The following is a 24,576-nucleotide window of genomic DNA, read 5'->3' on the forward strand; positions in this document are numbered from 1 at the left end:
TTCAATTTGCAAGTGGTTTAATTCAATTTATAAGCCACTCCCAAATTCGCTAAAAAGTAACCGCCTATAGCGCTTTTTCCGCTGATTTGTGCCGCAGCTCCTTGATAGCCATAATCTTGGCTAAAATTAAGCACATAGCTGGCATCGACAAGCAGACTCCACTGCTCGCTAATATGGTATTTGGGCATTATACCCATTTGAATATTCCCCATCATATCGGAACCCGATTTGATCTCACTTTTACCCAACGACAAACCCAAACCGGCATGTGCCATCACCTCAAAGGGTGTGGAAGTTTGTTGTTGGATGGTACTGATGATATTTAAAGTCACTTCTGCCACCACTTTATGTATTTTTAAACCGGTAGCTTTTTCGTCTTTATGTTCAAAGGCGTTATAGGCATAGGTAGCACGCAACCCCCACAGTTCGTCAATTTCATATAAGGCGCCTGCATAAAAACTCTTAAAACCGGCGAAATCGCTGGTCGTTATGTTATCACTTGGCGCTGTTGGACGGTGGTAACCCAGACCGGCTTCCAATGTAGTTCTGGATAAAAAGTCGCTCTGTTGTGCTTGTGTCTTTATAGCCAACAAAATCGTTATTAATAAACACAGTGTTAAAACAAGCTGTTTCTTCATAATTTATGGTTCGTTCTATACTATAGAATCGTCTAATTTTCTATGGAGGTAATCAAAATACGCTCCTTTTAAACCTTTAATTTGCTTTTGTACTGTTTCTTTGCTGATCCAGTGGTTGTTTAGGGCCACTTCTTCTATACAACCGATTTTTAGCCCGGTTCTGTTTTCAATTACTTTTACAAATTCCGTTGCTTCGTTTAAGGATTCATGGGTACCGGTATCCAACCACACAAAACCCTGATTCATGGTTTGAACCCGAAGCTGATTGGCCTTAAGATAGGCTTGATTGATATCGGTAATTTCCAATTCTCCCCTTTGTGAAGGTTTGATTTTCTTGGCTATTTCAATAACATTATTCGGATAAAAATACAATCCCACTACGGCATAATTGCTTTTTGGATGCTGGGGTTTTTCTTCAATTCCCAGAGCTTTGCCCTTAGCATCAAATTCGACTACACCATAGCGCTGCGCATCTTGTACATAATATCCAAATACGGTGGCTAGCTTGTTTTGTGCTACCTCGAGTATGGCCTGAGTTAACAACTGCTGCAATCCCGCTCCATAAAAAATATTGTCGCCCAAAATCATACAGACATCGTCTTGACCTATAAAGCTTTCGCCTATGATAAAAGCTTGGGCTAATCCGTCGGGATTGGGCTGCTCGGCATAGGCGATTTGCATGCCCAAAGGACTGCCGTCACCCAAGAGTTTTTTAAAATTGGGCAAATCGTATGGGGTTGATATAATCAGAACCTCCTTGATTCCCGCCAACATCAATACCGATAGCGGATAATATATCATCGGTTTGTCGTAAACCGGCAATAACTGTTTGGAAACCGCAACGGTTAAAGGATGTAGTCTGGTGCCGGAACCGCCTGCTAGTATGATGCCTTTCATTTTAATAAGGTATTATATTGGTCCTGATAATAACGCAAATAATCGCCGTTAGTCACCTGTTCCAACCAAGCTTGATTATCCATATACCAGTCGATGGTTTGAGACAAACCTTCTTCAAAGGTAACCGACGGTTTCCAGCCCAATTCGGCGTTGATTTTGCGCGCATCTATAGCGTAACGCAAATCGTGCCCGGGTCTGTCGGTGGTATAGGTAATTAATTTCTCCGAAGTTCCGACGGCTCGTTCTAACTTTTGGTCCATTAATTGGCACAACAGTTTAACCAAATCAATATTGGTCCATTCATTTGAACCTCCTATATTATAGGTTGTTGCGTTTTTACCTTGGTGAAACACCAAATCGATAGCCTTGGCGTGATCAAGCACATACAACCAATCGCGAATAAACTTGCCGTTGCCGTATATGGGCAAGGGTTGGTTGTTTAAAATATTGTGAATACACAACGGTATTAATTTTTCGGGAAAGTGGTTGGGGCCGTAATTGTTCGAACAATTGCTAATCACATACGGCATGCCGTAGGTTTCGCCATAGGCTCGAACAAAATGATCCGAACTGGCCTTGGAGGCGGAATAAGGTGAATTGGGTGCATAGGGTGTGGTTTCTGTAAAAAAACCCGTTTCCCCTAAACTCCCATATACCTCATCGGTACTGATGTGATAAAAGCGTTTTCCTTCCCAGTTGCCCATCCAAAGATTTTTAAAGGCTTGTAATAAGATTACGGTACCCAAAACATTGGTTTTTACAAAGGAAAAGGGATCGCTGATTGATCGATCCACATGCGATTCGGCCGCTAAATGCAAAACGGCATCAAAGCGGTATTTTTCAAACAAATTATTGATTACGGCTTCGTCGGTAATGTCTGCTTTGATAAACGTATAATTGAGCAGTCCCTCCACATCGGAAAGGTTGGCCAAATTACCCGCATAGGTCAGGGCATCCAAATTGTAAATATGATCATTCGGATAATTACATACGAATTGTCGCACTACATGTGAACCTATAAAACCGGCACCGCCTGTAATCAATATTTTCTTCATATATGTTTAACTATCCTATTTTGATAATTTTACTTTTTTCCTTTTCCGCTACTTCTTTTCTCAATGTACTACTTGAAAAACGATGGTCTCTGCGGTTGTAAAACAGCTCGATTCCCTTTTCTTCGCAATAGGATCTACCTGTAAAGTTTTTGTTTTGATATTCGTCTCCAATGATTCGTACATCAATCTTAAAAGAACGCAAAATATCTTCCAAATCCTGTTCGGTAGCATAAGGTACGATTTCATCGACAAAGCGACATCCTTTGAGTTGAATATATCGTTCCACCACGGTTTGGGTCGGGTGATTCTTTTCCGGCCGATCAATGGTTGGATCGGTTTGTAGCCCAACAATCAAATAATCGCATTGGCGCTTGGCCTCTTCGAGCATTTTAATGTGCCCGGCATGCAATAAATCAAAGGCACTAAAGGTAATTCCTACTTTCATAAATTATAATCTTAGCAATACTAATTATTCCTAGTGTGGTTCTAGACTTTTTCTAAAACCATCACATCAAAAACACCGCCATTCTTCAACCGGCTATTATTAAACGAAATAAGTCAAAACCACTTGGTTTCCCTTACCCCAAATTGAGTATTTTCGACTCAAATTATCGTCCTATAACCGCAGCGATTGGCCTAGTTTAATAACCAGTACTATTTTTTAATTTTCATCTTCACTTATACTATCCAATAGAATAAGTCCTGTTTTTTGAGGTGTTGTCGTTAGGGTCAAGGCCACTTTACGATCGATCAAAACCTCTATTTTTTCACTTAACTGAGCCACGTATTGGGAGTCTAATGACTGTCCTACTATAGTGACACAAATGGTGCCAGAATCGAGTCCGTTAGCATAATCTCCAGTAACGACTACTTGTTGTATCTCTCCCATACGCTCGACTACCTTTTCCACTAAGGTGTCCAATCCCAAATATTTGCGAACGATATCTTGTATAGATCCGAACAAAGGATGGTGGATATTGGCTTTATAGCGCACCTTATTTTGTACGTTCTCCTTTTCGAGATAACCCGCATCGGACAGGTTGTTTAATTCCTTGCGGATCGCATTGGTCGATTCTTTAAATTCTGTCGCTAAACCTCTTAAATGCGCTTGATTACTGGCGTTTATAAAAAACTTTACCAATAGACGAAGCCGCGTTTTAGACGTAATTATCGAGTCTAACATTTTATGCTGTTTGTTTTTTGTTGTTTCGTATAACAAAAGTACTCGATTTAACATAACGAGCAAGTTTTTTACTCACTTTTATTTTTTAAATCAAACCAACAAAAAACACATAAATCGCTATTAAAACAGGGTTTTATCAACAAATTCACATTTTTATACGCACTTTAGGTTTTATTGTTAAGAGAATAGTCGGCTATTTTAACTATATTAAAGCGGCGAATGTATAAAAATTTTATAGTTTATTCACAGGAGCTGGGTCATTATTTGACGCACAGTTGTTATAAAAGTTCGCAAGAAGTCCGTATTGCCACCAGGTAGTTTACTCTCTTTTTAGGTATAAAATGATGGTTTTCGGATTTTTACGAATTTTTTTAGGGGAATCGGCAGTGTGGTTTAGGCTATTAACCGTTGGTGGTGGCATTGGTGTATTCGTGCATAAACTTGACGGCCTGGCTTCTGTTTTTGATTTCCAATTTAAAATACAAATTGCTAACATGATATTTTACGGTACTTACCGACACAAATATTTCGTCCGCAACTTCTTGATTAGACAAGCCCTCCGATATCAATTTTAAAACCTGTAGTTCGCGATCGGTTAAGGCATAACTCTGTTTTAAGTTTTGGAAGATTAAAATCATCGGTACAGCGTCAAGGTTGGGTTTGACTTCTTCCGGTATCTCGCGTTCGTTGGAACTGTAGCTCAACAGTTGCAATTGGGCGACATATTTTTGAATTTCGTTTCTATAATGAAAATTTTCTGCTCTGATTTTTTTGATGTCATAAACAATGGCAAAACTGATGCTGATGATTTCAAAAGCACTCGCCAGCCTAAAGGTATCTCTATTGAAAAAATCAAAAAAGGGCGAAACGGAGAACTGATGTAAATTATAGCCAATACCAAACAGCAATACGATGCCAAGCGTAGCAACTAAAAACCGCGCCAATACATTGGTTCGAAACAAGGTAATGGCTATGTAACAACACCATAAGGCCGCTAGAACATTAAACAAATTGGCCAAGAGTAAAAACAGCAAATGATCGAAAGTAAAGTAGGCGAGTGTGCCCACCATGGCAACTAAAATCAATATGGCCGCAACCTTTAAAAAATGGGGTGCTCGGTTTTTTAAATTTAAAAAATGGTAAGTAAACACACAGCTCATGGCAGCGGTTAACAAGGAAAAAAGCAGTACAAAGTTTTTGAGTATCCAGCTGTTAGAGGTAATAAAAAACAACAAACCGTCCTCATATAAAAACTGCAAAAAGACAAAAAGTAATAAAAAGCAATACGAAATAAACCTTTTGTCTTTAAAGATAATAAAGAATACCAGATTAAAGACTATAGACATCATGGCCAATCCGTAGTAGCCCCCGAGTTTAAAGAAGTCCCAGCGTTCGGACAAATACATGGCTTTGGTTTCTTTGATTACCAAATCCACCCCGGCATAGCGGCTTACTTTGTTTTTAATATAAATTACGGGCTGATCGGTTGTAAAGGCAATTTGATTAAATCGGGTGGGAATGCTGTCTCTATTTCGAAAGTTGTTACCCGATTGACCTACCCGATGGAACAAGCCATCATTTCGTTGGGTATAGAGATCGATTTCGTCAAAATACACACTGGAAATTTGCAGGATTAAATCCTTTCCTATCGCTGTTTTAGGCAGTATGCATTTGATCCAAAAGGTATCCTTTTCCAGACCGTCTGCTTTAAACGTTTGATTGTCTTCGTTTAAGTTTTCAAATGTTAGAGAACTAAAAAAAGTCGGTTCCACTACGGCTTGTTCCGATTGAGCAAAAGAAGGTGTTGCCGTTAAAACAAAAACCAAGGTAACGACTAGGATTCGAATAAAATACAATTGCTGTGGTATTAATTTAGATTTAAAGTTTAAACGGACTGCTGCAAATCTAATAAAATATATATACAAAAATTAAGTTAATTCCATTTTTACACAAGTTAATAATATATAAAACACGCAATTTGTATGAAAACACTCTTTTAGAGGGCTGAAGTGATTGTTTTAAAAAAAACAATTTCACAAAAACACAGGTTACTACTAATCAACAACTTAACAATTCAACTGTCCTTTTAAAACTACTAAACTAGCCTAAAGTATAGGTGTTAAAAATTTTATAAGAACTATTTTTGGAGCCAAATAACGTATAAAAGTCCAAATTCATTTATTAACACATTTCCTTATGAACAAAAAACTACGATCCCTTTTAAACTGGACCCTATTGCTCTTTGTAGCCGGTGTGTGTCAGGGCTATTCTCAAACACCCTATGTAGGTGAGATTCGCCTTTTTGGCGGAAACTTCGCTCCTGAAGGATGGGCGATATGCAACGGTCAATTGCTTCCGATATCCGAATTTGAAACCTTATTCGTGCTCATTGGAACTACCTATGGTGGGGACGGAATAAACACTTTTGCCTTACCCAATTTACAGGGAAGAGTTGTAGTGGGAAGAGGGCAAAATGTAGGTACATCCAACTATGTAATAGGACAAAATGGAGGTACGGAACAAGTTAGTTTAATCAGTACAAACATTCCGGCGCACGACCACCTGTTCCATGTCAATAGCGGTATCGGAAATAGCAGCGATGCCACCAACAAAACCTTAGCTGTTAGTCGTTCAATTGACCTCAATAAAACGACCAAAAAATATACTAACAACCCGCCAAATGCCGAACTACATCCTGCCAGTATCTCTACGTATTATCGCGGGCTACCGATCGACAACGTCCAACCCTCCACTGGAATTACGCACATCATATCTTTATTCGGCGTTTTTCCATCAAGCAATTAAAACGTTTGTACTACAGGCCCTAGCCTATGTTGTAAAAACAGCTTAAACTATAGACCATAAAAACAACAATCATCAAAAATAAAATATACCTATGAAAAAAACAGTATATGTGTTCGCCCCCTACTTTTTAATCCTTTTTTTATTGCTATCGTCTAAATCTTGGTCACAGGATCAATTTGTAGGAGAAATCAAGATGTTTGTAGGGAATCTCGCGCCCCGTGGATGGGCAAAATGCGAAGGTCAAATCCTACCTATTCAGAGTTACCATACCCTTTATAGTATCTTAGGCCCTTTTTATGGTGGAAATGGAACAACCACCTTTGCCTTGCCCGATTTAAGAGGCAATGTGCCCGTTGGAGTAGGTCGATCCTCTGGACAAGCTCAATTAGAAACCACGCTGTTTTACGCCGGAACAAAAGTAGGGACAGAAACCAATACTCTGACTATAGATAACCTACCGCCTCACCATCATTCTTTTCGTATCTATAACGGTAGTGGTACTACCGACATAGCTACAGGAGCGGTTTTGGCCGTTGCTCAATCTTTGGACTTAAATACGATTATTTTTCCCTTTTCTACCCAAGCACCGAATACCGATCTTAAAACAAATTCGGTATTGAGCATCGAAGGAAATTTTCCTATAAACAACATCCAGCCCTCCGTAGGGGTATCTTACATTATTGCGCTGGAAGGTTATTATCCGTCACGCTCGTAACTGGCTAACGGATGGAGCACAAATTTAAATGTATAAAGACTTTGCTTACTCAAAACAACTATAAAACAATAACTGTATATGAAAAAAACATACTTTACCCTACTGTTTTCCCTTTTGATAACTTTAAGTTATTCATGGAAAACCGCCGCACAGGACTACCCTATATTGGGTGAAATAAAAATTTCGCCTCTATCTAATCTCATCCCTCGCGGTTTTATGGAATGCAGAGGACAATTAATGAACATTGCACAAAACCAAGCCTTATTTAGTTTGATAGGAACCCGTTATGGCGGTGACGGGGTCCGCACTTTTGCGCTGCCTGACCTGCGCGGTCGTGTGGCCATAGGTGCCGGAACAGGCCCGGGTTTGACAGAGCGCGAGATCGGTCAGGTTTACGGAAACGAGACCACTACCATAACCCGGGAAAACCTTCCTTCTCACGTACACCTTTTAAAGGTATTTAACGGTCCAGGAGACACCCATACCGCCAATGGAAACAGTTTGGCTACAGGGCAAACTCTAGACCTTAACAATTTGGAAATGCCGTATACCACTGCCGAACCAAATGATGTCCTCAATCCCATTTCGGTATCGAGCAACTACAACACCGTTCCAATAAATAATATGCAACCCTATCTTACGATGACCTATATCATATGTATTAACGGACTGTATCCCAGTTCTAATTAAATCCAAAAGCAGTTCGGATTTAAAAAACCAAACGATATGTCTTGCCTTAATGTAAAAACAACCGTTATATGAAAAAAATATACTCCCTAATACTATGGCTCTTATTCCCCCTGTTGTTACAGGCTCAGTATAAGATCAATACGATACTTGGTGATGGAAATACCGCAATAAGCAATCAATCAATCGGAGGCAGTACCAGTATTGCTAGAGATAATCAAGGTAATTTTTATTTGGCTACAGCGGGTAGCCACGTCATTTTAAAAATTTCTACCGCTCAGGTAAAAACCGTTTTTGCCGGTAACGGTACGGCCGGTTTTAGTGGTGACAACGGTCTAGCTGCGGCTGCAACTCTAAATGCTCCGTCGAGCGTGAGCGTACAAGGAAACGATTTATATATAGCCGATCAAGGCAATAGACGCATTCGAAAAATAAATCTAAACACCAATATCATTACTACGGTAGCCGGCGACGGTACCGAAGAAATTACAGGAAATGGATTGGGTGGTTGCGTTGCTGTTGCTGTAGATAACCTGCTCAATATTTATGTGAGTACTGGAAGTAAAAACACCATCAAAAAAATAACTCCAACGGGTGTACACAGTACCTTTGCCGGTACAGGTACCGCTGGATATGACGCCAATCAAACGACAGCAACTGCATCGCCTTTATATGCACCAGCTGCGCTGTTGATCAAAAACAACCACTTGTATATAGCCGATATGGGCAATCGTCGCATTCGAATGATTAACCTGACGACCCATCTCATACGCACGGTTGCTGGAGACGGGACAACCAACATTATAGGTGATGGACTTGGCGGTTGCAACGGTGTTGCCGTGGACGACCAAAACAACATCTATGTGAGTACGGGAGGAAAAAACATAATTCGAAAAATCACCCCAGAAGGTGTACACAGTACGATTGCTGGAACTGGAGTAGCTGGATTTAGCGGTGATGGCAGCACGGCAACATCAGCACTTTTAAAAGGTCCTAGTGGTTTACTTTATTCCAATGCCAAACTCTATGTGACCGATTTGGGTAATTACCGCGTTCGAAGCTTAGTAAACCTCAACTTTCAACCCAATTCCAGTGGTGTTTTATTTGTAAAAAAAGGCAGCACGGGTACAGGAGACAGCTGGAACAATGCCGTAGGCGAATTGGCTGATGCCTTAGAATGGGCTAAAGACCGAGCAGTTGACACCCCTTGGACTTTACAAAATCCGTTGCAAATTTGGGTTGCTGCTGGAACATACGTACCGCAATATAAATTGGCAAATCTGGATTCAAACAACAACCCTACTACCACTCGAGATCAGACGTTTTTAATTCCAAATAACGTTTATCTATATGGTGGTTTTGCTGGGCATGAAGCCTTAGAAACGGACCGAATTTGGAATGCGAATACGACCGTCTTAAGCGGCGATTTGACCGGAAATGATTTGGCCAACTCCTTTGACAATCACACCGAAAACGCTTATCACGTTGTTTGCGCTATTGATGTTAACACCACTTTGGATGGGTTTACCATTAGCGGAGGAAGCACCTCCACCCAAGGATCGGTGTTGTTTAATCAAAAACATATTTATAAAACCTCCGGAGCCGGAATAGTCAGTTACTATTCGACGGTAAAGCTATTTAACGTCACTTTGGAGAAAAACAAAGCAACGGCCGCAGCGGCTGCCTATATTAATCAAAGCATCTTGACATTTAAAAACAGTATTGCTCGAAATAATTTGGCGACCAATATGACCTGTTTTTCAATTTCGAATTCCTCTACGGTTAAGATTCTCAACAGTGCATTTTATAACAATACGGCTACTAACTTGTATGCTGTTTTGATCAACAACCAATCCAGCACTACCATAACCAATAGTGTGTTTACAAAAAACAGCTCGCAAACAATATCCCCTATACAAGGCACTATGATGTCCGATGCATCTCCCGTTAAAATTTATAACAGTATTATATGGGACAACACCACCGGATCGGGCCCTTTTAGCGCGACTAATTTTACGGTTACAAACAACATACTACCGCAACCGCTAACAAACAATTGGAACATAAACCCCGAATTTACCGATGCAGCCAACGGTGATTTTAGCTTAAAAATTACGAGCCAGGCAAGAAACAGAGGTCAAAACTCCCTTTATACCGCAACTGGAGGTGACTTGGCCAACGACAAAGATTTGGCCCATTTTTCGCGTTTGATGGAAACCCAAATCGATTTAGGTCCTTACGAACTTCAAGTGCCCCTATTGCCGTTATCAGCGGTTTTCAGCGATACCCAAATTCTGTGTTATGGACAAAACACAGGAGCCATTTCCACTACGGTAACGGGCGGGATTCCTCCTTATACTTATTTATGGCTCGACACGCCTTCAACAGCAAGTGCGAGAACTGATTTAGCAGCAGGACCTTATTCCTTAACCGTTACTGATGCTATCGGAGGCTCCGTTACGGTGCTTACCACATTAACGCAACCTGCGAGTGCTTTAACGATCACCGAAACTATTAGCCCAATTAGTTGTTATGCAACGGCTACAGCTGCAGTCGAAATCGATGTCACTGGAGGAACTGCTCCTTATACATACACTTGGACAGGCAGTACTTCTACCACTGCGACTGCGACTGATTTGACTGCCGGCAGTTATACCGTAACCGTAACCGACGCGAACGGGTGTAGTACATTTAAACAGTTTACCCTGATACAACCGAGCCCACTAACTGCAGAAGTGACACAAACCAACATACTTTGCCATGGGACTGCCACGGGTGTGGCTTCGGTAAATGCCGATGGAGGAACAGCTCCGTATTCTTATTTATGGTCTAACGGTGCCACTTCACCATCCATTAATGCGCTTACAGCCGGTACTTATACGGTGGTGGTGACCGATCGCCATGCTTGCACTACGAGCAGCAGTGTCACTATTTCGCAAACCGATGCCTTGCAACTGACAAGTACGCAAACCAATATGGGTTGTAGCGGTGGTACTGACGGAACTGCCAACATAACCGTTACAGGAGGTAGCGCACCTTATACCTACAGTTGGATGCCAAATATTAGCGATCAAAGTACTGCAACGGCATTGACAGCCGGTACTTATACGGTAACGGTAACCGACGCCAACGGATGCAGTCAATCCCATGAGATCACTATTCTAGACGATGCCCTTACCACCATTTGGGATGGAGCAACATGGAGTAACGGAACACCTAATTCTTTAGAATACAGAGCTGTATTTAGAGGAGATTACAATTCCATCTCCAATTTAGAAGCCTGTAGTGTTTTAGTAGAGAGCCCTGCCCAAGTTCGTATTCAAGCTGGACATACCCTTACGGTAAATCACGGTGTGGATATCGAAATCGGTGCTGAATTTATACTTGAAGATCAAGCGAATTTATTGCAATTAAGCGACGATGCTAATTCCGGTTTGGCCACGGTTATAAGCAAAAGTGATCCGATGAGATGGTTGGATTATACCATTTGGTCGTCGCCAGTAACGGGACAAAAGGCGTTTGCCTTTTCACCGGCAACAATCAGTACGCGTATTTACACCTATAAAGGTCCCTTAGGAACCATCAATCAGTCTCCGATAGACAATACTATATTATCCAATACTTCTCTAATGGAAGTGGGTTATGGCTATTTCTTTAGAGCACCCAATTCGTATTCGTTACTAAGCGTTCCGACGGCTTATGAAGGTCGATTTAGCGGTGTCTTAAACAACGGAATGGTTACGGTTAACACCTATACCGGCGATTATACTTCTATAGGAAATCCATATCCTTCTGCTTTGGACCTAACGGCTTTAGTAAGCGATTATGATGCGACCTTGTATTTCTATACCAACTCGTATCCTTATGTTGACGGTGCTTATACTGGAAACAACTACGCCAGCTATAACAGCACGGGAGCTACTGCTTCAGGAAATGGTGTGGTACCCACTTCTGTCATCCAAAAAGGACAAGGATTTATTATTGAAACCCTGGCCACTGAAGTGGAGTTCAACAATTCGATGCGGGTAAACAATGCTGAAGTTTTTATGAGAGAAAATCTTATTGAACGACACAGGTATTGGATTGACTTAAAAGACGAGCAAGGCGATGCGTTATACAATCAAATGTTAATCGGGTATATCGAAAGGGCTACCAATGGTTTTGACAACGGAAAAGACGCCAAACTCTTTGGTCATAATGGCAGCTCCGTTTACAGTTTAATCGATCAAGATGAAAACGCCTATGTCATTCAAGCTAAGGGATTGCCTTTTGTTAATACAGACGTGGTTCGCCTTGGATTTAAAGCTGAAAAGCCGAGCACTTTTACGCTTAAATTGAATCATTTTGATGGTTTATTTACGGAAAATCAAAGTATTATTATAAAAGATGCTACGCTAAACATCGAGCAGGATTTGCGTTTGGGCGACTATGTATTTAGCAGTGAGGCCGGTGTTTTCAACAACCGCTTTGAAATTATTTACAAGTCTCAACAACTCAGCACAAATAAACCGACAGCTGTGAGAGATTGGCTGGCTTATAAAAAAGGTGAGGTGTTCGAAATTCACAGTACAGGCTTTGATATTCAAAACATTGAAGTGTATGATATGACTGGTAAAAGACTCTTTAAATCGGCTAAAATCGATGCCAATAGTTATGTATTACCACAAATCAATAACCAGCAAATATTGATTATCAAACTGCAAACTATGGGCAACCAGACCTTTTACAAAAAAGTAAAAAACTAACCAACTAACCAACAATCCGTCTCCGATTTACGGAGACGGATTTAATCATCATTCTTATGAAAAAATATTTTAAAACCCTATCCCTACTCGGTTTATTAGTCTGTTTTCAAACTGCTATCTATGCAGGACCTCTAGACCCTCCGGGCGATCGTGACGAGCCAGAAGAAGAGCCTGTTCCCATAGACGATTACTTACCCTATTTATTAGCAGCCGGTGCGCTAGTAGGCGCTTTTACGCTTTACAAAAGCACTAAAGCTCAAGATAAACGACCAAGACGAAGTGAATATTAGTCATCACCATCCCCAGTAAATAACTGGGGATTTTTATTTTGGTATATATCCCTGAAATACAAGCCCGAGGAGAATCCGTTTTCATCCGTAAACACCGGGTTTAAAAAAATTACTATCTTTATTGCAACTGGCAAAATGTGCCTTAAAAAAAGCCTTCAAACCCCTTGAAAAATCTCAAATCGTCATCTATAAATAAAAATTTAACAAAATCTCATTAAAATAAAATATATTTGTACCATTACACCTATTAATCACAAAACCTTAACGTCGCTATTTGAAAGGCGTAAAAACTAATCATGCTTAATCCTAACATTCACCCAAACTTTATTACACAATTAAAAAGCATTTGTTTACTGAGTTTAGACAGCTTGTTAACGAATTTCCCCGAAGTACTTACCGACCAGAGATGGCCGTGTTATTCGATACTTTGGACTGGAAAACAAGAATACACTCATGTAATTAATACAACAACGGTTTTAATTCCTGAAAATCATTTTCTTTTTATAGGTCCAAACAAACTACATCATTTTTTAACTCAGAAAAACAAACATGCCTATTTGTTAATTTTTAGTGCTTTTTTCTACGCTAGAACTGATTTGGAAATTTTCCAATTAGAAAACAACCCGCTCTTCGCCAATAACGATCGCTTTTATAAAGCTAAAAATTTTATAGATAAGATATCGGTGTTTAAAAATGCCTATTTTCGGTACCTAGCCGATTCGGAAATTTCATTGACAAATCCGATTAAAAGGGGCATTGCTCACAATATAGTAGAACGGATCATACTCAACGGATTGGAAGAGAACGACGTGGTTATTCAAGACACTTCCCTAGATATTTCTGAATTTAAAATCGCTTCTGCCTTTAAAAAAATGGCCTTGGAAAAGGTTATTGAAGAGAAGAATGTTGGCTATTATTCTGACCGATTAAACATCACCAAACGCAGTCTAGACAAGGCTACTGAACGTGTTTTTGGCAAAAAGGCCAAGGCGATTTTGATTGATTTATTGATTGAAAAATCGAAGATATTCTTAGCCAATACCGATCGAACAGTGAAGGATATTTGCATCGAATTGGGCTTTAGTCAGGAAACTAATTTCAGTTCTTTTTTTAAGAATTACACCAACGAATCGCCCTCAGAATTTAGGAATAAATACCTTTAAAAAAATGATATTTATCATCTATTAATTGTCTTTTTTCATCAGTTGTTATTAAAAACTCGCATTACATTTGCATCGCTTCAAATCACACACCCAGGAGCACTTTAATAACGACAAAAAAATGAAAAAAACACTTCTATTCAGCGCGTTACTTGCAGTAACAGCTTTTACAGCAACAGCACAATCTAGTGCAGAAGTAGCTTTATCGGTAACGTTACACCCTATCCAAACTATCGAAATTAATTCCGGTAAGCGTGTAAACTTAGACTATGTAGAGAAAGACCATTATACCAATGGGGTTACGTCTGATCAACTTGACCACCTTAGTATCTACAGTACTGGAGCTTTTGCAGTAAATGTAAGATCTACAGCTACAACATTGAAAAATCCTAACACCGCAGTAGTTACGACAGATATTGCAGCAAAGGATATTAAAATTACACCATCTTTGGGTTCTTCTGAATTAAGAGGTTCCGTTTTAAAAACGGTTAGACTTTCTATTGAACCACAATTGTTGATTTCAAACACTAAAGGTGGATTTGATAAAAAGTTCAACATTAACTATGCAGCTGCAGGTGCAGACAAATATGTTAATAAGTACTTTAAAGAAGAAAGTCCTACTGTTTATTCGACTACAGTAGTTTATACTATCGAAGCTCAATAATAAATAATCACTTTATTATTTTCACTAAGAGAGCAATTAGAAAACACCCTTTTTAATTGCTCTTTTTACTTTATTACTATGATTGCATTCCGCAGATTTTCAACAATTCTACTACTGGTTTTGGCTTATACAAGCATTCAAGCCCAATCTGGTATTTCCGTAAGTCCACCGCGAAATTACTTTACCGTAGCAGCAGGACAAAGCGAAAGCAAAAAGATATTGGTCAGTAATCCAAGTAAAACGACACGCTTGGATTTGGCCGTATCTTTAAATGATTGGAATTACGATTCCTATGGTAGTAATTTGATTCACGACGCGGGTACACTACCCAATTCGTGCGCCAATTGGATTTCTATTTTACCGCAATCCTATTTCTCCTTGGCCCCCGGTGAAACCCATGAAATGGAGTTAATTGTTTCACCTCCGCCTACTATTTCGGACCCCATTCCCGTTCATACAGCCATGTTGTATATCACTCAAATCAATCCTGAAGATGCGGTCAATGAACACGGCGCCAACATCAAAGTTTCGGTGCGAACCGGTATCAAAATATACCAACGCTACCCCGGAGCTCGATTGCCACAACTGGAAATAGACAATTTCAGCTACAGTGATACTAAAGATTTACTACTCGAATTCACCAATAACGGTAATATTTGGGCAGATGGTACTTTAAATTGCGAACTGATCAATCAGGAAACCGGTGCGAAAACCCAATTATCCGACGCCGTTTTTTACACCATACCCAACGATTCTAGAAAGATAATCATTGCACTTCCAGATGATTTAGCCCCAGGTAAATATATCGCGACGGCTATTTTAAACTATGGTGATGATGCAACTATAAAAATGGCTGAATTAAGTTTTTCTCATGAGTAAAGCATTTCCTACCTCTTTAGCTAAATGCGCCCTTTTCTTTATGGCACTGTTGTGTATAACAGTTGTTCAGGCTCAGCCGAATGTAGACATTAACACCTATTCTGATGGTTTTATTCCAATCAGTAGTTATCAGGGAATAACAAAAACAAACCACAGTAGCATACAAATGAACCTCCGAGGCAATTCAAACTTGGAGAATTGGACTCTAACAGTACGAATAACCAATCCTATTCGCAATTCGGAAGGCAAAATATTTCCCGCTGATAAAATAGCTATGAGAATTAATCATATCGAAGGCAGCATACAGGGTATCACTCCAACGATAACAACCATCGGAGCGAATCCCAATCCGATTTTTATGCAACAGTCCGATGTCCATTTAATACAAAATTCACCGTTAAAATTAGTCAGTCCTGCAGGTACCTACAATCAAGTAAAAATAGTTTACGATATCATTATCGCAGGAGGTTCTTATTTACAAAATTTAAAAAGCTGGCAAAATTATACTTTTAACTGCCTAGTGACCTTAAGAAATGCAGCCGGGAACATAGTTTCTCAAGATAATATCTCAAATTATTCCTTGCAAGTAATGCCTACGGACAGTCCGCCTATAGAGACCACCTATGGAATTGAAGTCAATATTAATGCTAAAAACAGTATTTTAAATCTAAAAACCATTTCGGATTATGTATATGGAACACAAGTGCAATATGACAATGCTTTAAAAGTTATTGCTTCTACCCCATATTCTATACAGGTACGCTCGACCAGCGCTCAATTAACCGCAAACCAATTTGAATTACCTATCGGTATTATCAAATTGTCAGTAATAGATAGCAACACCACATCTCAGATCAGATCCGTCGATTTAAGCACCGCTTATCAAACGATTTACCAGAGCAATACCGCTAGTATGACACCTAAATTTTTTCATTTAAAATACGCTACGCCTCCTAATGACTCCCGCTTATTAGAAGCTCAAGCAACTACATACACCACCACGTTAATCTATACGTTAACGCCACAATAGATCGATGCACTTAGTTTTAGAAAAACCTTATATTAAGCGTTTACTGTTGTTGTTTTTACTTGTAAATACTGCGCTATGGAGCCAAGTTACGACCACTCCAGATATCAGCTTAAAAACCGATATCGAAATTCTCGCCGCTAATGAATCACTAGTATCCATCGTGGCTTCTTTAAAAAACAACAGTTCTAAAGATTTTGTTGGAACCTTAGACGTGGATACCAATGAATTTATTAGCCGAGTAAACAAAGGCCCCATTTCAATTCACCTCGCAGCAGGAGAATCTTCTTATTTACCGATAAAATTATGGGTTAACAGACAGCATCCGGCAGGTAGCTCACTGATTAAATTTAACGTCATCAATTTAAATAATGACAGCTCCGCGAATGCTCATACGACAATCACGATTGCACCAAAGCACCAAATTCGCATAGTACCGTTAGAAACACAAATCATGATGAAGCAGGTAGGCGACTCCATACGAGCGAGCGTACGTGTATTCAATAATGGAAATCAAACAGAACGCATTAAATTGATCGCGTCGTTTCCGAAACTAGCGTTTCAAAATACCCAACAAAACAAAGAAATAGAACTCAAACCCTTTACGGATATCACCATTCAATTCAGTAAAATTATCGATCGCGAATTGATGTCATTGGAGTATTTTACGGTAAATATAGCCGCCTTATACGAAAATAACGATTTTATAGGAAATACCCTTTTTACGGTTCAAAATGCATCAGGAGATCGTCGCTATTCACCTCAAACCAATAATGGCTATACACCCAATCATTGGAACAGCAACAAAATAAGCCTTAGTGCAAGGGATTTAGTAGGCCAGTTTCCATCTTATTCTCTATTCGCAAAAAATGAAATGCAACTCAATAAAGGAAAATTGGCGTTTAGCGTGGATGGTACTTATTGGAATCAATCTGTACTCGAACCGCTATTTACCAATACCTGGGTTGAATATGAAGAGAACGGCAAAGGTTTGCTGTTGGGAAACATACAAGAAAATGAACTCGAAATGAATCTAGCAGGGCGCGGAATTAAAGCCTATACTGTTGGAGAAAATCAAGAGAAGATAACGGAGTTAGGCTTTATCGATAAAACTTATAATCTCATTGGCGCCTCGACTTGGGATACTCAAGGCTTTGCCGCTTTTGCAAAACACAAATTTGAATTCAGTGATAAGACAAAGGTCTATAGTTCTGTTATTTTCGATAGAAACTACGGTATCGACAGTTATATCGCGTCCAATAATTTAGCCTATACGCCAAATCAAAACTGGAATTATGAGTTCCGATTATCCAATGGTTTTACCGGAGCCAGTACAACAGATTACAAACTTCCCTATAAACCCTCTTTAGCAGTCGGGGCGAATATTCAAGGAAATGCAGGCGCTTATCAATTGATTAGTAACAATTATTACAGCAGTGGCTATTATCCGGGAATACGAAAAGGGATTTTATCTTTTGACGAGCGTATTTCAAGAAGCTTTAACACTTATCTGATCTGGGCGGGTATCAATTATTATAACTACAGGCCGGAATATATAGATGAAGCTTTCAGTTATCAGAATGATTCGGAAAACTTTCGCGGGGAATGGGGAATAAATTTTTCACTTCCCTCGAATTTTAGATTGAGTATTATTCCTCAGTTTTCCTTTGAAAAAGGACAATTTTTTATACAGCCTAGCACCTCATTTCAAGAAATCCGTTATCAATCCTATATTTTAAACGAAACGGTAAACTGGAGCAGTAAAAACCAAAAGCATTTATTGTATTTATCCATGAATCAAGGTATTGCAAGATATCCTTTTTCAGCTGACAACCAATTGATACACAAAACACAATTGACCTGGAGCTTCCAAGGATTTCAAGTGAGTACTTATTTTCAACAGGGAAATTTTATGCTTACAGAAGGTTTGTTTAACGCTTTTAATTCCAATGAAAAACTGGAACGTCTATCCATCATGCCCAGTTATCGACAGAGCTTTTGGCAAGAGCGCTTATCTATCAATCTCAGTGCCATGTACAGCAAAGACACTTTTTCAGGTGATAATTATATGATTGCGGCTACTAGCGAATGGAAAGCGTTTAAGAATACCACTGTCTTTGTGTCGTTGAATCAATATTATTATCAAAACAACCAATACGAAACTCAAAACAGTTATTTGCAAGCCGGTATCAGTCAGGCCTTACCCAATACTAGTAGCACCATAACAGTCAAAAAAGGCACTATTCAACTTTTTTGTTATTACGACCGCAACACGAATGGCATTTATGACGATGGCGACGAGCCTGCTGCTAATAGGATTGTGATGATCAATGAGTCGGCTTTTGTTACCCAGAAAGACGGTACGGTTAAATACAGAGGAGTTCCTTATGGCTCATACCACATTTCTTTAAAAGGTAAAAACTGGATGGCCGAAGAATACGACGAAAACCTGGTTTCCAAAAACTTACAGCGATCTATCCCACTTCAAGAAACAGGTAATTTAAGAGGAAAATTTGAGTATGTATTCAGTCAAAACTTGCAGTTTGAAGTAACTGGAAATCGCTCCGGTCTTGGGGTGATTCTAAAAAACCAACAGGGCAAAGTGTTTGATTTTAAAACCAACGACCAAGGGGAATTCATGGCCTATCTGCCCTTAGGTACTTATGAGATAACAGTGGACCACAGCCTGTTGCCTAAAAACGTTTATACCGAAGAAACCAGTAGAAAACTAGTTATTAGCAAAGGCAATTCACAGATTATTGAGCCTATTATCCTAAAGGTTAAAGAACGCAAGGTCGATATTAAGCGTTTTGGAAAATAGCGGTATTTATACGAGCCAGAGCAGCTCCATAAACTAAAGTGCTGCTCGGTTTCTTTTAATGGGTGTGCTTTTTATTTCTTGGGTTCTACTTATGGGCACCCCTCTAGCATCCAATAAAATCACCTTCATGTACGATACTACTTGCATTGAATTGGCCGCTTCAATACTGATTTCATTGCGCTGGTTTTCCCCTTCTTTCGGATTGACAATTTTTTGTTTTATCCACCAAAAAAACTTTTGCTTTTCCGGATCAAAATCAAAAGAGACCGATTCAATGGGCTCCACTTTGGTACCCGTTTTCTTAACCAATTCCATGACTTTACAATAATCTAATCCGGCTTCTTCCGGTAAGTAATGTTCTTTTTGAGGAAAGTTAAATGAAGATATGATGTTTTTTTTATCGTCTAAGGCAATGCCAATGCAATACTTAATTTGAGGATTGGGATAGTAATAATAATAGAAAAAATATTTGGTTTTACAGGCATACATATCTACGGGAGGGTAGCGTCCACTAAATTTCTGAATGCTGTCGTAATTACTTATATCTACCGACTTAAATTTCATTTTGGAAAAAAACTCATCGCCTACATAGGCTTGTAATTGTTGCTCTAAAGTCTCTTTCACCGGTAGGATTTCGTCGGCAACCAAACTAATGTCTAAGGATTTTGATGCATATACCCATCCCTTAGCGTTTATACCGTCAAAACTAAAATTAAAAACCGGACAAGGCGAACTGTATTCCTTAGATTGAAAATCGCCAGAAATGGTTTCTTTACATTGTGCCCTAGTGAAAAACGACCCTAAAACAAAAAATAAGACAATAAAAATAATTTTCATTTTAACAAAATTTTAAAAAAACGAAATTAATCAATTATCTCATTTAAAAAACATTTGAAAGCAAAATATGCAGCACAACAGTTCCACGTGATTAGGACGTCATGCTGCCTCTTAAATGGAAAGCATATTGCCCAAATAAGCCGCTTTTATTTCCCATAATTCCCCTATGCTTTCTCTTCTAAATATTTTGTCGTTAAAAAAAGAATTATCGCTGGTAAACAGCAACTCCTCTGCATTGAGAACCGATTTAAATCGATGTAGAAAAATGCCTTTATTAAAATCGACCAAGACATAGATATTTCCTTCGACCAAACCTAAAAGATTGGCTTTCTGACAAATCGCAAAACTACTGACCCGAATAGTCGGTGTCATGTTTTCGCTAATAACCTGAAATGCAATCTCACAGTGATCCAAAAAGGGAAAGTGATAAGCGCGTAAGCTAGGTAAAATCTTTTCAGACTGCAACACATACTGAAATTGCATATCTGAACTGATCATTTTGACCCCAACATTATCCTTACCTTCAGCTGCATAGGGTAGTTTTAACTTATTAACTCCATAAAGAAGTTCATTTAAATCAATATGATGGGTTTCACAGACATCGATAACCGAATCAAACTGCATACTATTTCTTTTCTTCCAAGAAGAAATCGTGTTGGGTTTTACCTTCAAAATTTTAGATAACTGCAAATCAGTCTTCACATTTAAGTGAGTTTTAAGTCGTTTTAAAATAATATTTGTATCTAGCATTCCATATTCACATTATGTGTTATACACTTAACTATCGACTTAAAATCGAAGTTCCTTGCTTTATCAAATCTCCTCTATTGATTTAAGAGCAAACTCTATTTTATACACTTGTTGCAAAACAAGGGAGTGTTTATAAAATAGTATTTAATCGCCAATAGTGCAGTTATATAAATCTTTATTCAAAAAACACACCAATTATATGTCTAACTATTTTCACAATCAAAATAGCGACAAAATAAAAGGCATTATGTCTAATTTAGACTCCAAAAAACTCAAAAGTCACATTTATTATATCACTTTACCGAATTAAATTCACTTTATAGCTAGGCACACAACAAGATATAAAAACACAAAAAGCTGAAAAACAAGAATTTAAAACGATTTAAACCGAAATTTAAAATCCTCAATTATATTAAAAAAAAACATATTTATTTGGTTTAAAAAACAATGTATCCATAACTATCTAAAAATAATTATCTAATTCTTAAAAAAGAGCTGCTGTTCATCCCTAATCCATTCGATATCATTCTGCATTTTGCCGCAAATGTACTCCATATTACAATTTACAAAAAAAATATTTTCTATAAAGAAAATACGGAAATAGATCAAATGCATGTTTGATTTTTTTAAATATCCTCAAATTATTGCCCAGAAGTCCACAGATAACTAACGATTAAGTCCCCAATATGCCGATATAGTAAAAATATCTATTCCAAAACGAAACATTCGTCATTTTTGACACAAAACGTATTAAACCTGACCGTTTGTGATTCGTTTTAAAACTCATTTTTTTGGTATAAACTTCTTCTTATTGCTCCTAAATAAATGCCACGGTAATTTTATAAACAATACTAACAAAGGTATGGGCGCGACCTCCAAAAGCGCGATTGAATTTTGATATATGGTTTGTACGGACTAACGCTAAAAACCAAACCGATATTGCACTGTGATTCCACTGTTTTTGCGGTTATTTCCGCTTTGTATTTTAAACAAACTAAATGAGACCATACCTACCTCAACAACAACTTTTATCTAGCGATATAGGACTTTTTTATAGGGAACTCACACCAATCGCCACAAAAGTAATAACTTTGAAAAAAAACAACATGAAAAAGCTGTTCCTGTTTCTACTTCTTCCCTTTCACGCTATATTGTGGTCGCAATCCTTTGAATTGGTTCCTTTAGGCGTATATGGCGGCGGCGATGAAAGCAACCTTTCGGCCTATTTAATTGGAGAACCGGGTAAAAATGCATTTTTAGCTTTGGATGCCGGAACACTGCGTTCGGGCATTCAAGTTGCCATCGCCAACCAAACCTTTACAGCTACAGAAGCGGTTGTATTAAAATCTTATATCAAAGGATATTTTATCTCCCACGGTCACTTGGATCATTTGGCCGGTTTGATTATCAATTCCCCAGACGACAGTAAGAAGAATATTTATGCGATGGACTATGTGATCGATATCTTTAAAAAATATTATTTCACCAACGGCCCTTGGTCGAATTTCGCCAATGAAGGTGCAAGTCCTGTGCTCAACAAATACACTTATAAAAAGCTGGACACGCAAACCAAACAAAAAATAGAAAACACCGGCTTACAGATAGAAGCATTTGAACTAAGTCACGGTGATTTTAGCAAAAGTTCGGCTGTACTGGTTGAGAACAATGTAGGAGCTGTTGTTTTGTATTTAGGAGATACCGGCGCTGATCGCATAGAAAAATCGGACAATCTAGCCCGTTTATGGAAAAATACGGCTCCACTACTGCAATCCAAAAAACTAAAAACCATATTGATTGAGGTATCCTTTCCCAATAGTCAACCCGAAAATGCTCTATACGGTCATTTAACACCAAAACTCTTAGTAGAAGAGCTCCAAGTATTGGAATCTTATGCCGGAAAGGGAAGTCTCGATCGTTTTAAGGTGATTATTACCCATTTAAAACCCGGTGGTGACCAAATCGAGACCATTAAAAAAGAGTTGGAAGAAAACAACCCATTAGGCCTTGACTATATTTTCCCAAAACAAGGAGAGCGCCTTCTTTTTTAATAGAGATGCACAGACTTATTCGACTTTTTTAGGTTGCGGAAATAAAAGTAAATCGACCAAGTAAAAAAGCACAAAACACACGAATGAGGGTACTACCCAAGCCAAGTCGTATTGTTGTAGCGGAATCCAGGATTTAAAAAGCGCTATATTTTCTTTCTGAAAGTTGAAGCGGGCAGCAAACTCGAGTAAAGCAATAACAGATGTAGCTCCGACAGCCCCGATAAAAGGGGCTTTTCTAAAGACTATTTTTCCAAATAAAACGATATACAAAACCATTGCTAAGGTGATTGGATAAACCACCGCTAAGAAGGTACTGGCATATTCAATTATTTCATCTACCCCTTTTACAGCAAGTACACTGGACGATATACAGGTTGCAATAACCACAACCCTATAACTGAGCAAACCTTTGGTTAGACCGCTGAAGAAGGTTCCCACAGCACAAGTCAAGGCGATGGCCGTTGTTAAACAAGCCAGAGCTACACATAAAGACAAAGCAGCCGTACCACTGGTGCCCAATATATTTTGGGATATATGCAGCAACAAATCGGAACGTTTATAATCGGTTGAAGTATCATAACCCGAAGTGGCTCCTAGATAGACCAAACCTCCGTAGATAAACAACAAACAAAACATAGCAATCATTCCAGCTGCCATAGTAATCTTGGTTTTCTCACTTATAGTAACATAACCTTTGGCTTTGGCTGCCAATATTATTATGCTTGCAAAAATAACCGAGGCCAACACATCCATCGTTTGATATCCCTCTCTAAATCCATTTATAAAAGCTTCTCCAACAGGGGTATCTGTACCCAAGTCAGTGCTCAACGGATTCCATACTCCCATAGCAACCAGTACGACCAATATAAGCAACAGTAAAGGTGTTAAGAATTTACCTATAATATCAACTACTTTAGACGGCGATATAGACAACAACAAGGTTATTGCAAAAAAGATAATAGAAGAAATAATTGGACTAAAATCGGGAACCAATGCCACTACTCCTACTTCAAAAGTAGTTGCTGCTGTACGTGGAATTGCGACCAAGGGACCGATGCTCAGCATGATTACTATAGCCAAAATCACCGCAAAATACTTATTGATTCGCGCCCCCAAATCGGTAAAGGTTTCACCGGAAAACAATACGGCTAGAATTCCTAAAAATGGCGCTAAAATAGCCGTTAAACTAAAACCTGAAATGGAGGCAATCCAGTTAACTCCGGCATTTAAGCCTAATGTTGGAGGCAACAATAAATTGCCTGCGCCAAAAAACATAGCAAATAGCGCAAATCCAATTGTTACGGAGTCGCTGATTTTTTTAGAATTCATTTAAAAACGGTATTAAATAGTAAATTAAAAACAAAGTCACTTGTTT

General features: G+C 38.8%; 20 protein-coding genes. 11 read left to right on the plus strand and 9 right to left on the minus strand.

The window, feature by feature from the left end:
* Nucleotides 1-17: 17 nt before the first annotated feature.
* The 6 genes from KO524_RS00125 to KO524_RS00150 all read right to left on the minus strand — a co-directional run bounded on the left by KO524_RS00125 (nt 18) and on the right by KO524_RS00150 (nt 5,698).
* The gene (locus tag KO524_RS00125; RefSeq protein WP_219287975.1) at nt 18-638 is read right to left on the minus strand and encodes a hypothetical protein; all 621 of its coding nucleotides are present in this window, start codon (nt 636-638) and stop codon (nt 18-20) included.
* 15 nt (nt 639-653) lie between these two features.
* Nucleotides 654-1,535, minus strand: a complete 882-nt coding sequence (gene rfbA / locus KO524_RS00130) for a glucose-1-phosphate thymidylyltransferase RfbA (protein WP_219287977.1) — start codon at nt 1,533-1,535, stop codon at nt 654-656.
* On the minus strand, nt 1,532-2,590 hold the full coding sequence (gene rfbB / locus KO524_RS00135; protein WP_219287979.1) for a dTDP-glucose 4,6-dehydratase: 1,059 nt from the start codon (nt 2,588-2,590) through the stop codon (nt 1,532-1,534). The genes rfbA and rfbB overlap by 4 nt, the downstream gene beginning before the upstream one ends.
* A gap of 10 nt (nt 2,591-2,600) precedes the next feature.
* Nucleotides 2,601-3,035: an adenylyltransferase/cytidyltransferase family protein gene (locus KO524_RS00140; protein ID WP_219287981.1), complete on the minus strand. Its 435-nt coding sequence runs from the start codon at nt 3,033-3,035 to the stop codon at nt 2,601-2,603.
* Nucleotides 3,036-3,251: 216 nt separating this feature from the next.
* Entirely contained in the window at nt 3,252-3,773 is a 522-nt protein-coding gene (locus KO524_RS00145) for an ArsR family transcriptional regulator (RefSeq protein WP_219287983.1), read from the minus strand.
* Nucleotides 3,774-4,174: 401 nt separating this feature from the next.
* Nucleotides 4,175-5,698, minus strand: coding sequence for a 7TM diverse intracellular signaling domain-containing protein (locus KO524_RS00150; RefSeq protein ID WP_219287985.1), 1,524 nt, complete (start codon nt 5,696-5,698; stop codon nt 4,175-4,177).
* A gap of 271 nt (nt 5,699-5,969) precedes the next feature.
* Between KO524_RS00150 and KO524_RS00155 the strand changes: the two genes are divergently transcribed.
* The 10 genes from KO524_RS00155 to KO524_RS00200 all read left to right on the plus strand — a co-directional run bounded on the left by KO524_RS00155 (nt 5,970) and on the right by KO524_RS00200 (nt 19,566).
* A complete protein-coding gene (locus tag KO524_RS00155; RefSeq protein ID WP_219287987.1) occupies nt 5,970-6,578 on the plus strand; it encodes a phage tail protein in 609 nt (202 codons plus the stop codon).
* Between the two features lie 91 nt (nt 6,579-6,669).
* Nucleotides 6,670-7,293, plus strand: a complete 624-nt coding sequence (locus KO524_RS00160; protein WP_219287989.1) for a phage tail protein — start codon at nt 6,670-6,672, stop codon at nt 7,291-7,293.
* Nucleotides 7,294-7,371: 78 nt separating this feature from the next.
* A complete protein-coding gene (locus tag KO524_RS00165) occupies nt 7,372-7,983 on the plus strand; it encodes a phage tail protein (RefSeq protein WP_219287991.1) in 612 nt (203 codons plus the stop codon).
* A 68-nt stretch (nt 7,984-8,051) separates the two neighbouring features.
* Complete coding sequence (locus KO524_RS00170; RefSeq protein ID WP_219287993.1) at nt 8,052-12,725, plus strand: hypothetical protein; 4,674 nt, start codon at nt 8,052-8,054, stop codon at nt 12,723-12,725.
* A gap of 56 nt (nt 12,726-12,781) precedes the next feature.
* A complete protein-coding gene (locus KO524_RS00175) occupies nt 12,782-13,015 on the plus strand; it encodes a hypothetical protein (protein ID WP_219287995.1) in 234 nt (77 codons plus the stop codon).
* A gap of 296 nt (nt 13,016-13,311) precedes the next feature.
* Nucleotides 13,312-14,178: a helix-turn-helix transcriptional regulator gene (locus tag KO524_RS00180; RefSeq protein ID WP_219287997.1), complete on the plus strand. Its 867-nt coding sequence runs from the start codon at nt 13,312-13,314 to the stop codon at nt 14,176-14,178.
* Between the two features lie 118 nt (nt 14,179-14,296).
* Nucleotides 14,297-14,839, plus strand: a complete 543-nt coding sequence (locus tag KO524_RS00185; protein ID WP_219287999.1) for a hypothetical protein — start codon at nt 14,297-14,299, stop codon at nt 14,837-14,839.
* Between the two features lie 78 nt (nt 14,840-14,917).
* Nucleotides 14,918-15,718 carry a molecular chaperone gene (locus tag KO524_RS00190; RefSeq protein WP_219288001.1) on the plus strand — a complete coding sequence of 267 codons (801 nt, stop codon included), beginning with the start codon at nt 14,918-14,920 and terminating at the stop codon, nt 15,716-15,718.
* Nucleotides 15,711-16,748: a hypothetical protein gene (locus KO524_RS00195; RefSeq protein ID WP_219288003.1), complete on the plus strand. Its 1,038-nt coding sequence runs from the start codon at nt 15,711-15,713 to the stop codon at nt 16,746-16,748. Before KO524_RS00190 ends, KO524_RS00195 begins: the two co-directional genes overlap by 8 nt.
* Before the next feature lie 4 nt (nt 16,749-16,752).
* On the plus strand, nt 16,753-19,566 hold the full coding sequence (locus KO524_RS00200) for a hypothetical protein (RefSeq protein WP_219288005.1): 2,814 nt from the start codon (nt 16,753-16,755) through the stop codon (nt 19,564-19,566).
* Nucleotides 19,567-19,599: 33 nt separating this feature from the next.
* Here the strand turns inward: KO524_RS00200 and KO524_RS00205 are convergent, their stop codons facing one another.
* Together KO524_RS00205 and KO524_RS00210 are read right to left on the minus strand one after the other, a co-directional pair.
* Nucleotides 19,600-20,403 (minus strand): hypothetical protein, encoded by an 804-nt coding sequence (locus tag KO524_RS00205; RefSeq protein WP_219288007.1) that lies wholly within the window; start codon nt 20,401-20,403, stop codon nt 19,600-19,602.
* A gap of 111 nt (nt 20,404-20,514) precedes the next feature.
* Nucleotides 20,515-21,153, minus strand: coding sequence for a helix-turn-helix domain-containing protein (locus KO524_RS00210; RefSeq protein WP_255555079.1), 639 nt, complete (start codon nt 21,151-21,153; stop codon nt 20,515-20,517).
* Nucleotides 21,154-22,259: 1,106 nt separating this feature from the next.
* Here KO524_RS00210 and KO524_RS00215 point away from each other — a divergent pair.
* Entirely contained in the window at nt 22,260-23,201 is a 942-nt protein-coding gene (locus KO524_RS00215) for an MBL fold metallo-hydrolase (RefSeq protein ID WP_219288011.1), read from the plus strand.
* Between the two features lie 15 nt (nt 23,202-23,216).
* Here KO524_RS00215 and brnQ read toward each other — a convergent pair whose 3' ends face one another.
* Nucleotides 23,217-24,530, minus strand: a complete 1,314-nt coding sequence (gene brnQ / locus KO524_RS00220; RefSeq protein WP_219288013.1) for a branched-chain amino acid transport system II carrier protein — start codon at nt 24,528-24,530, stop codon at nt 23,217-23,219.
* Between the last annotated feature and the right edge of the window lie 46 nt (nt 24,531-24,576).

This window comes from Flavobacterium sp. NKUCC04_CG (assembly GCF_019345525.1).
Taxonomy (GTDB): domain Bacteria; phylum Bacteroidota; class Bacteroidia; order Flavobacteriales; family Flavobacteriaceae; genus Flavobacterium.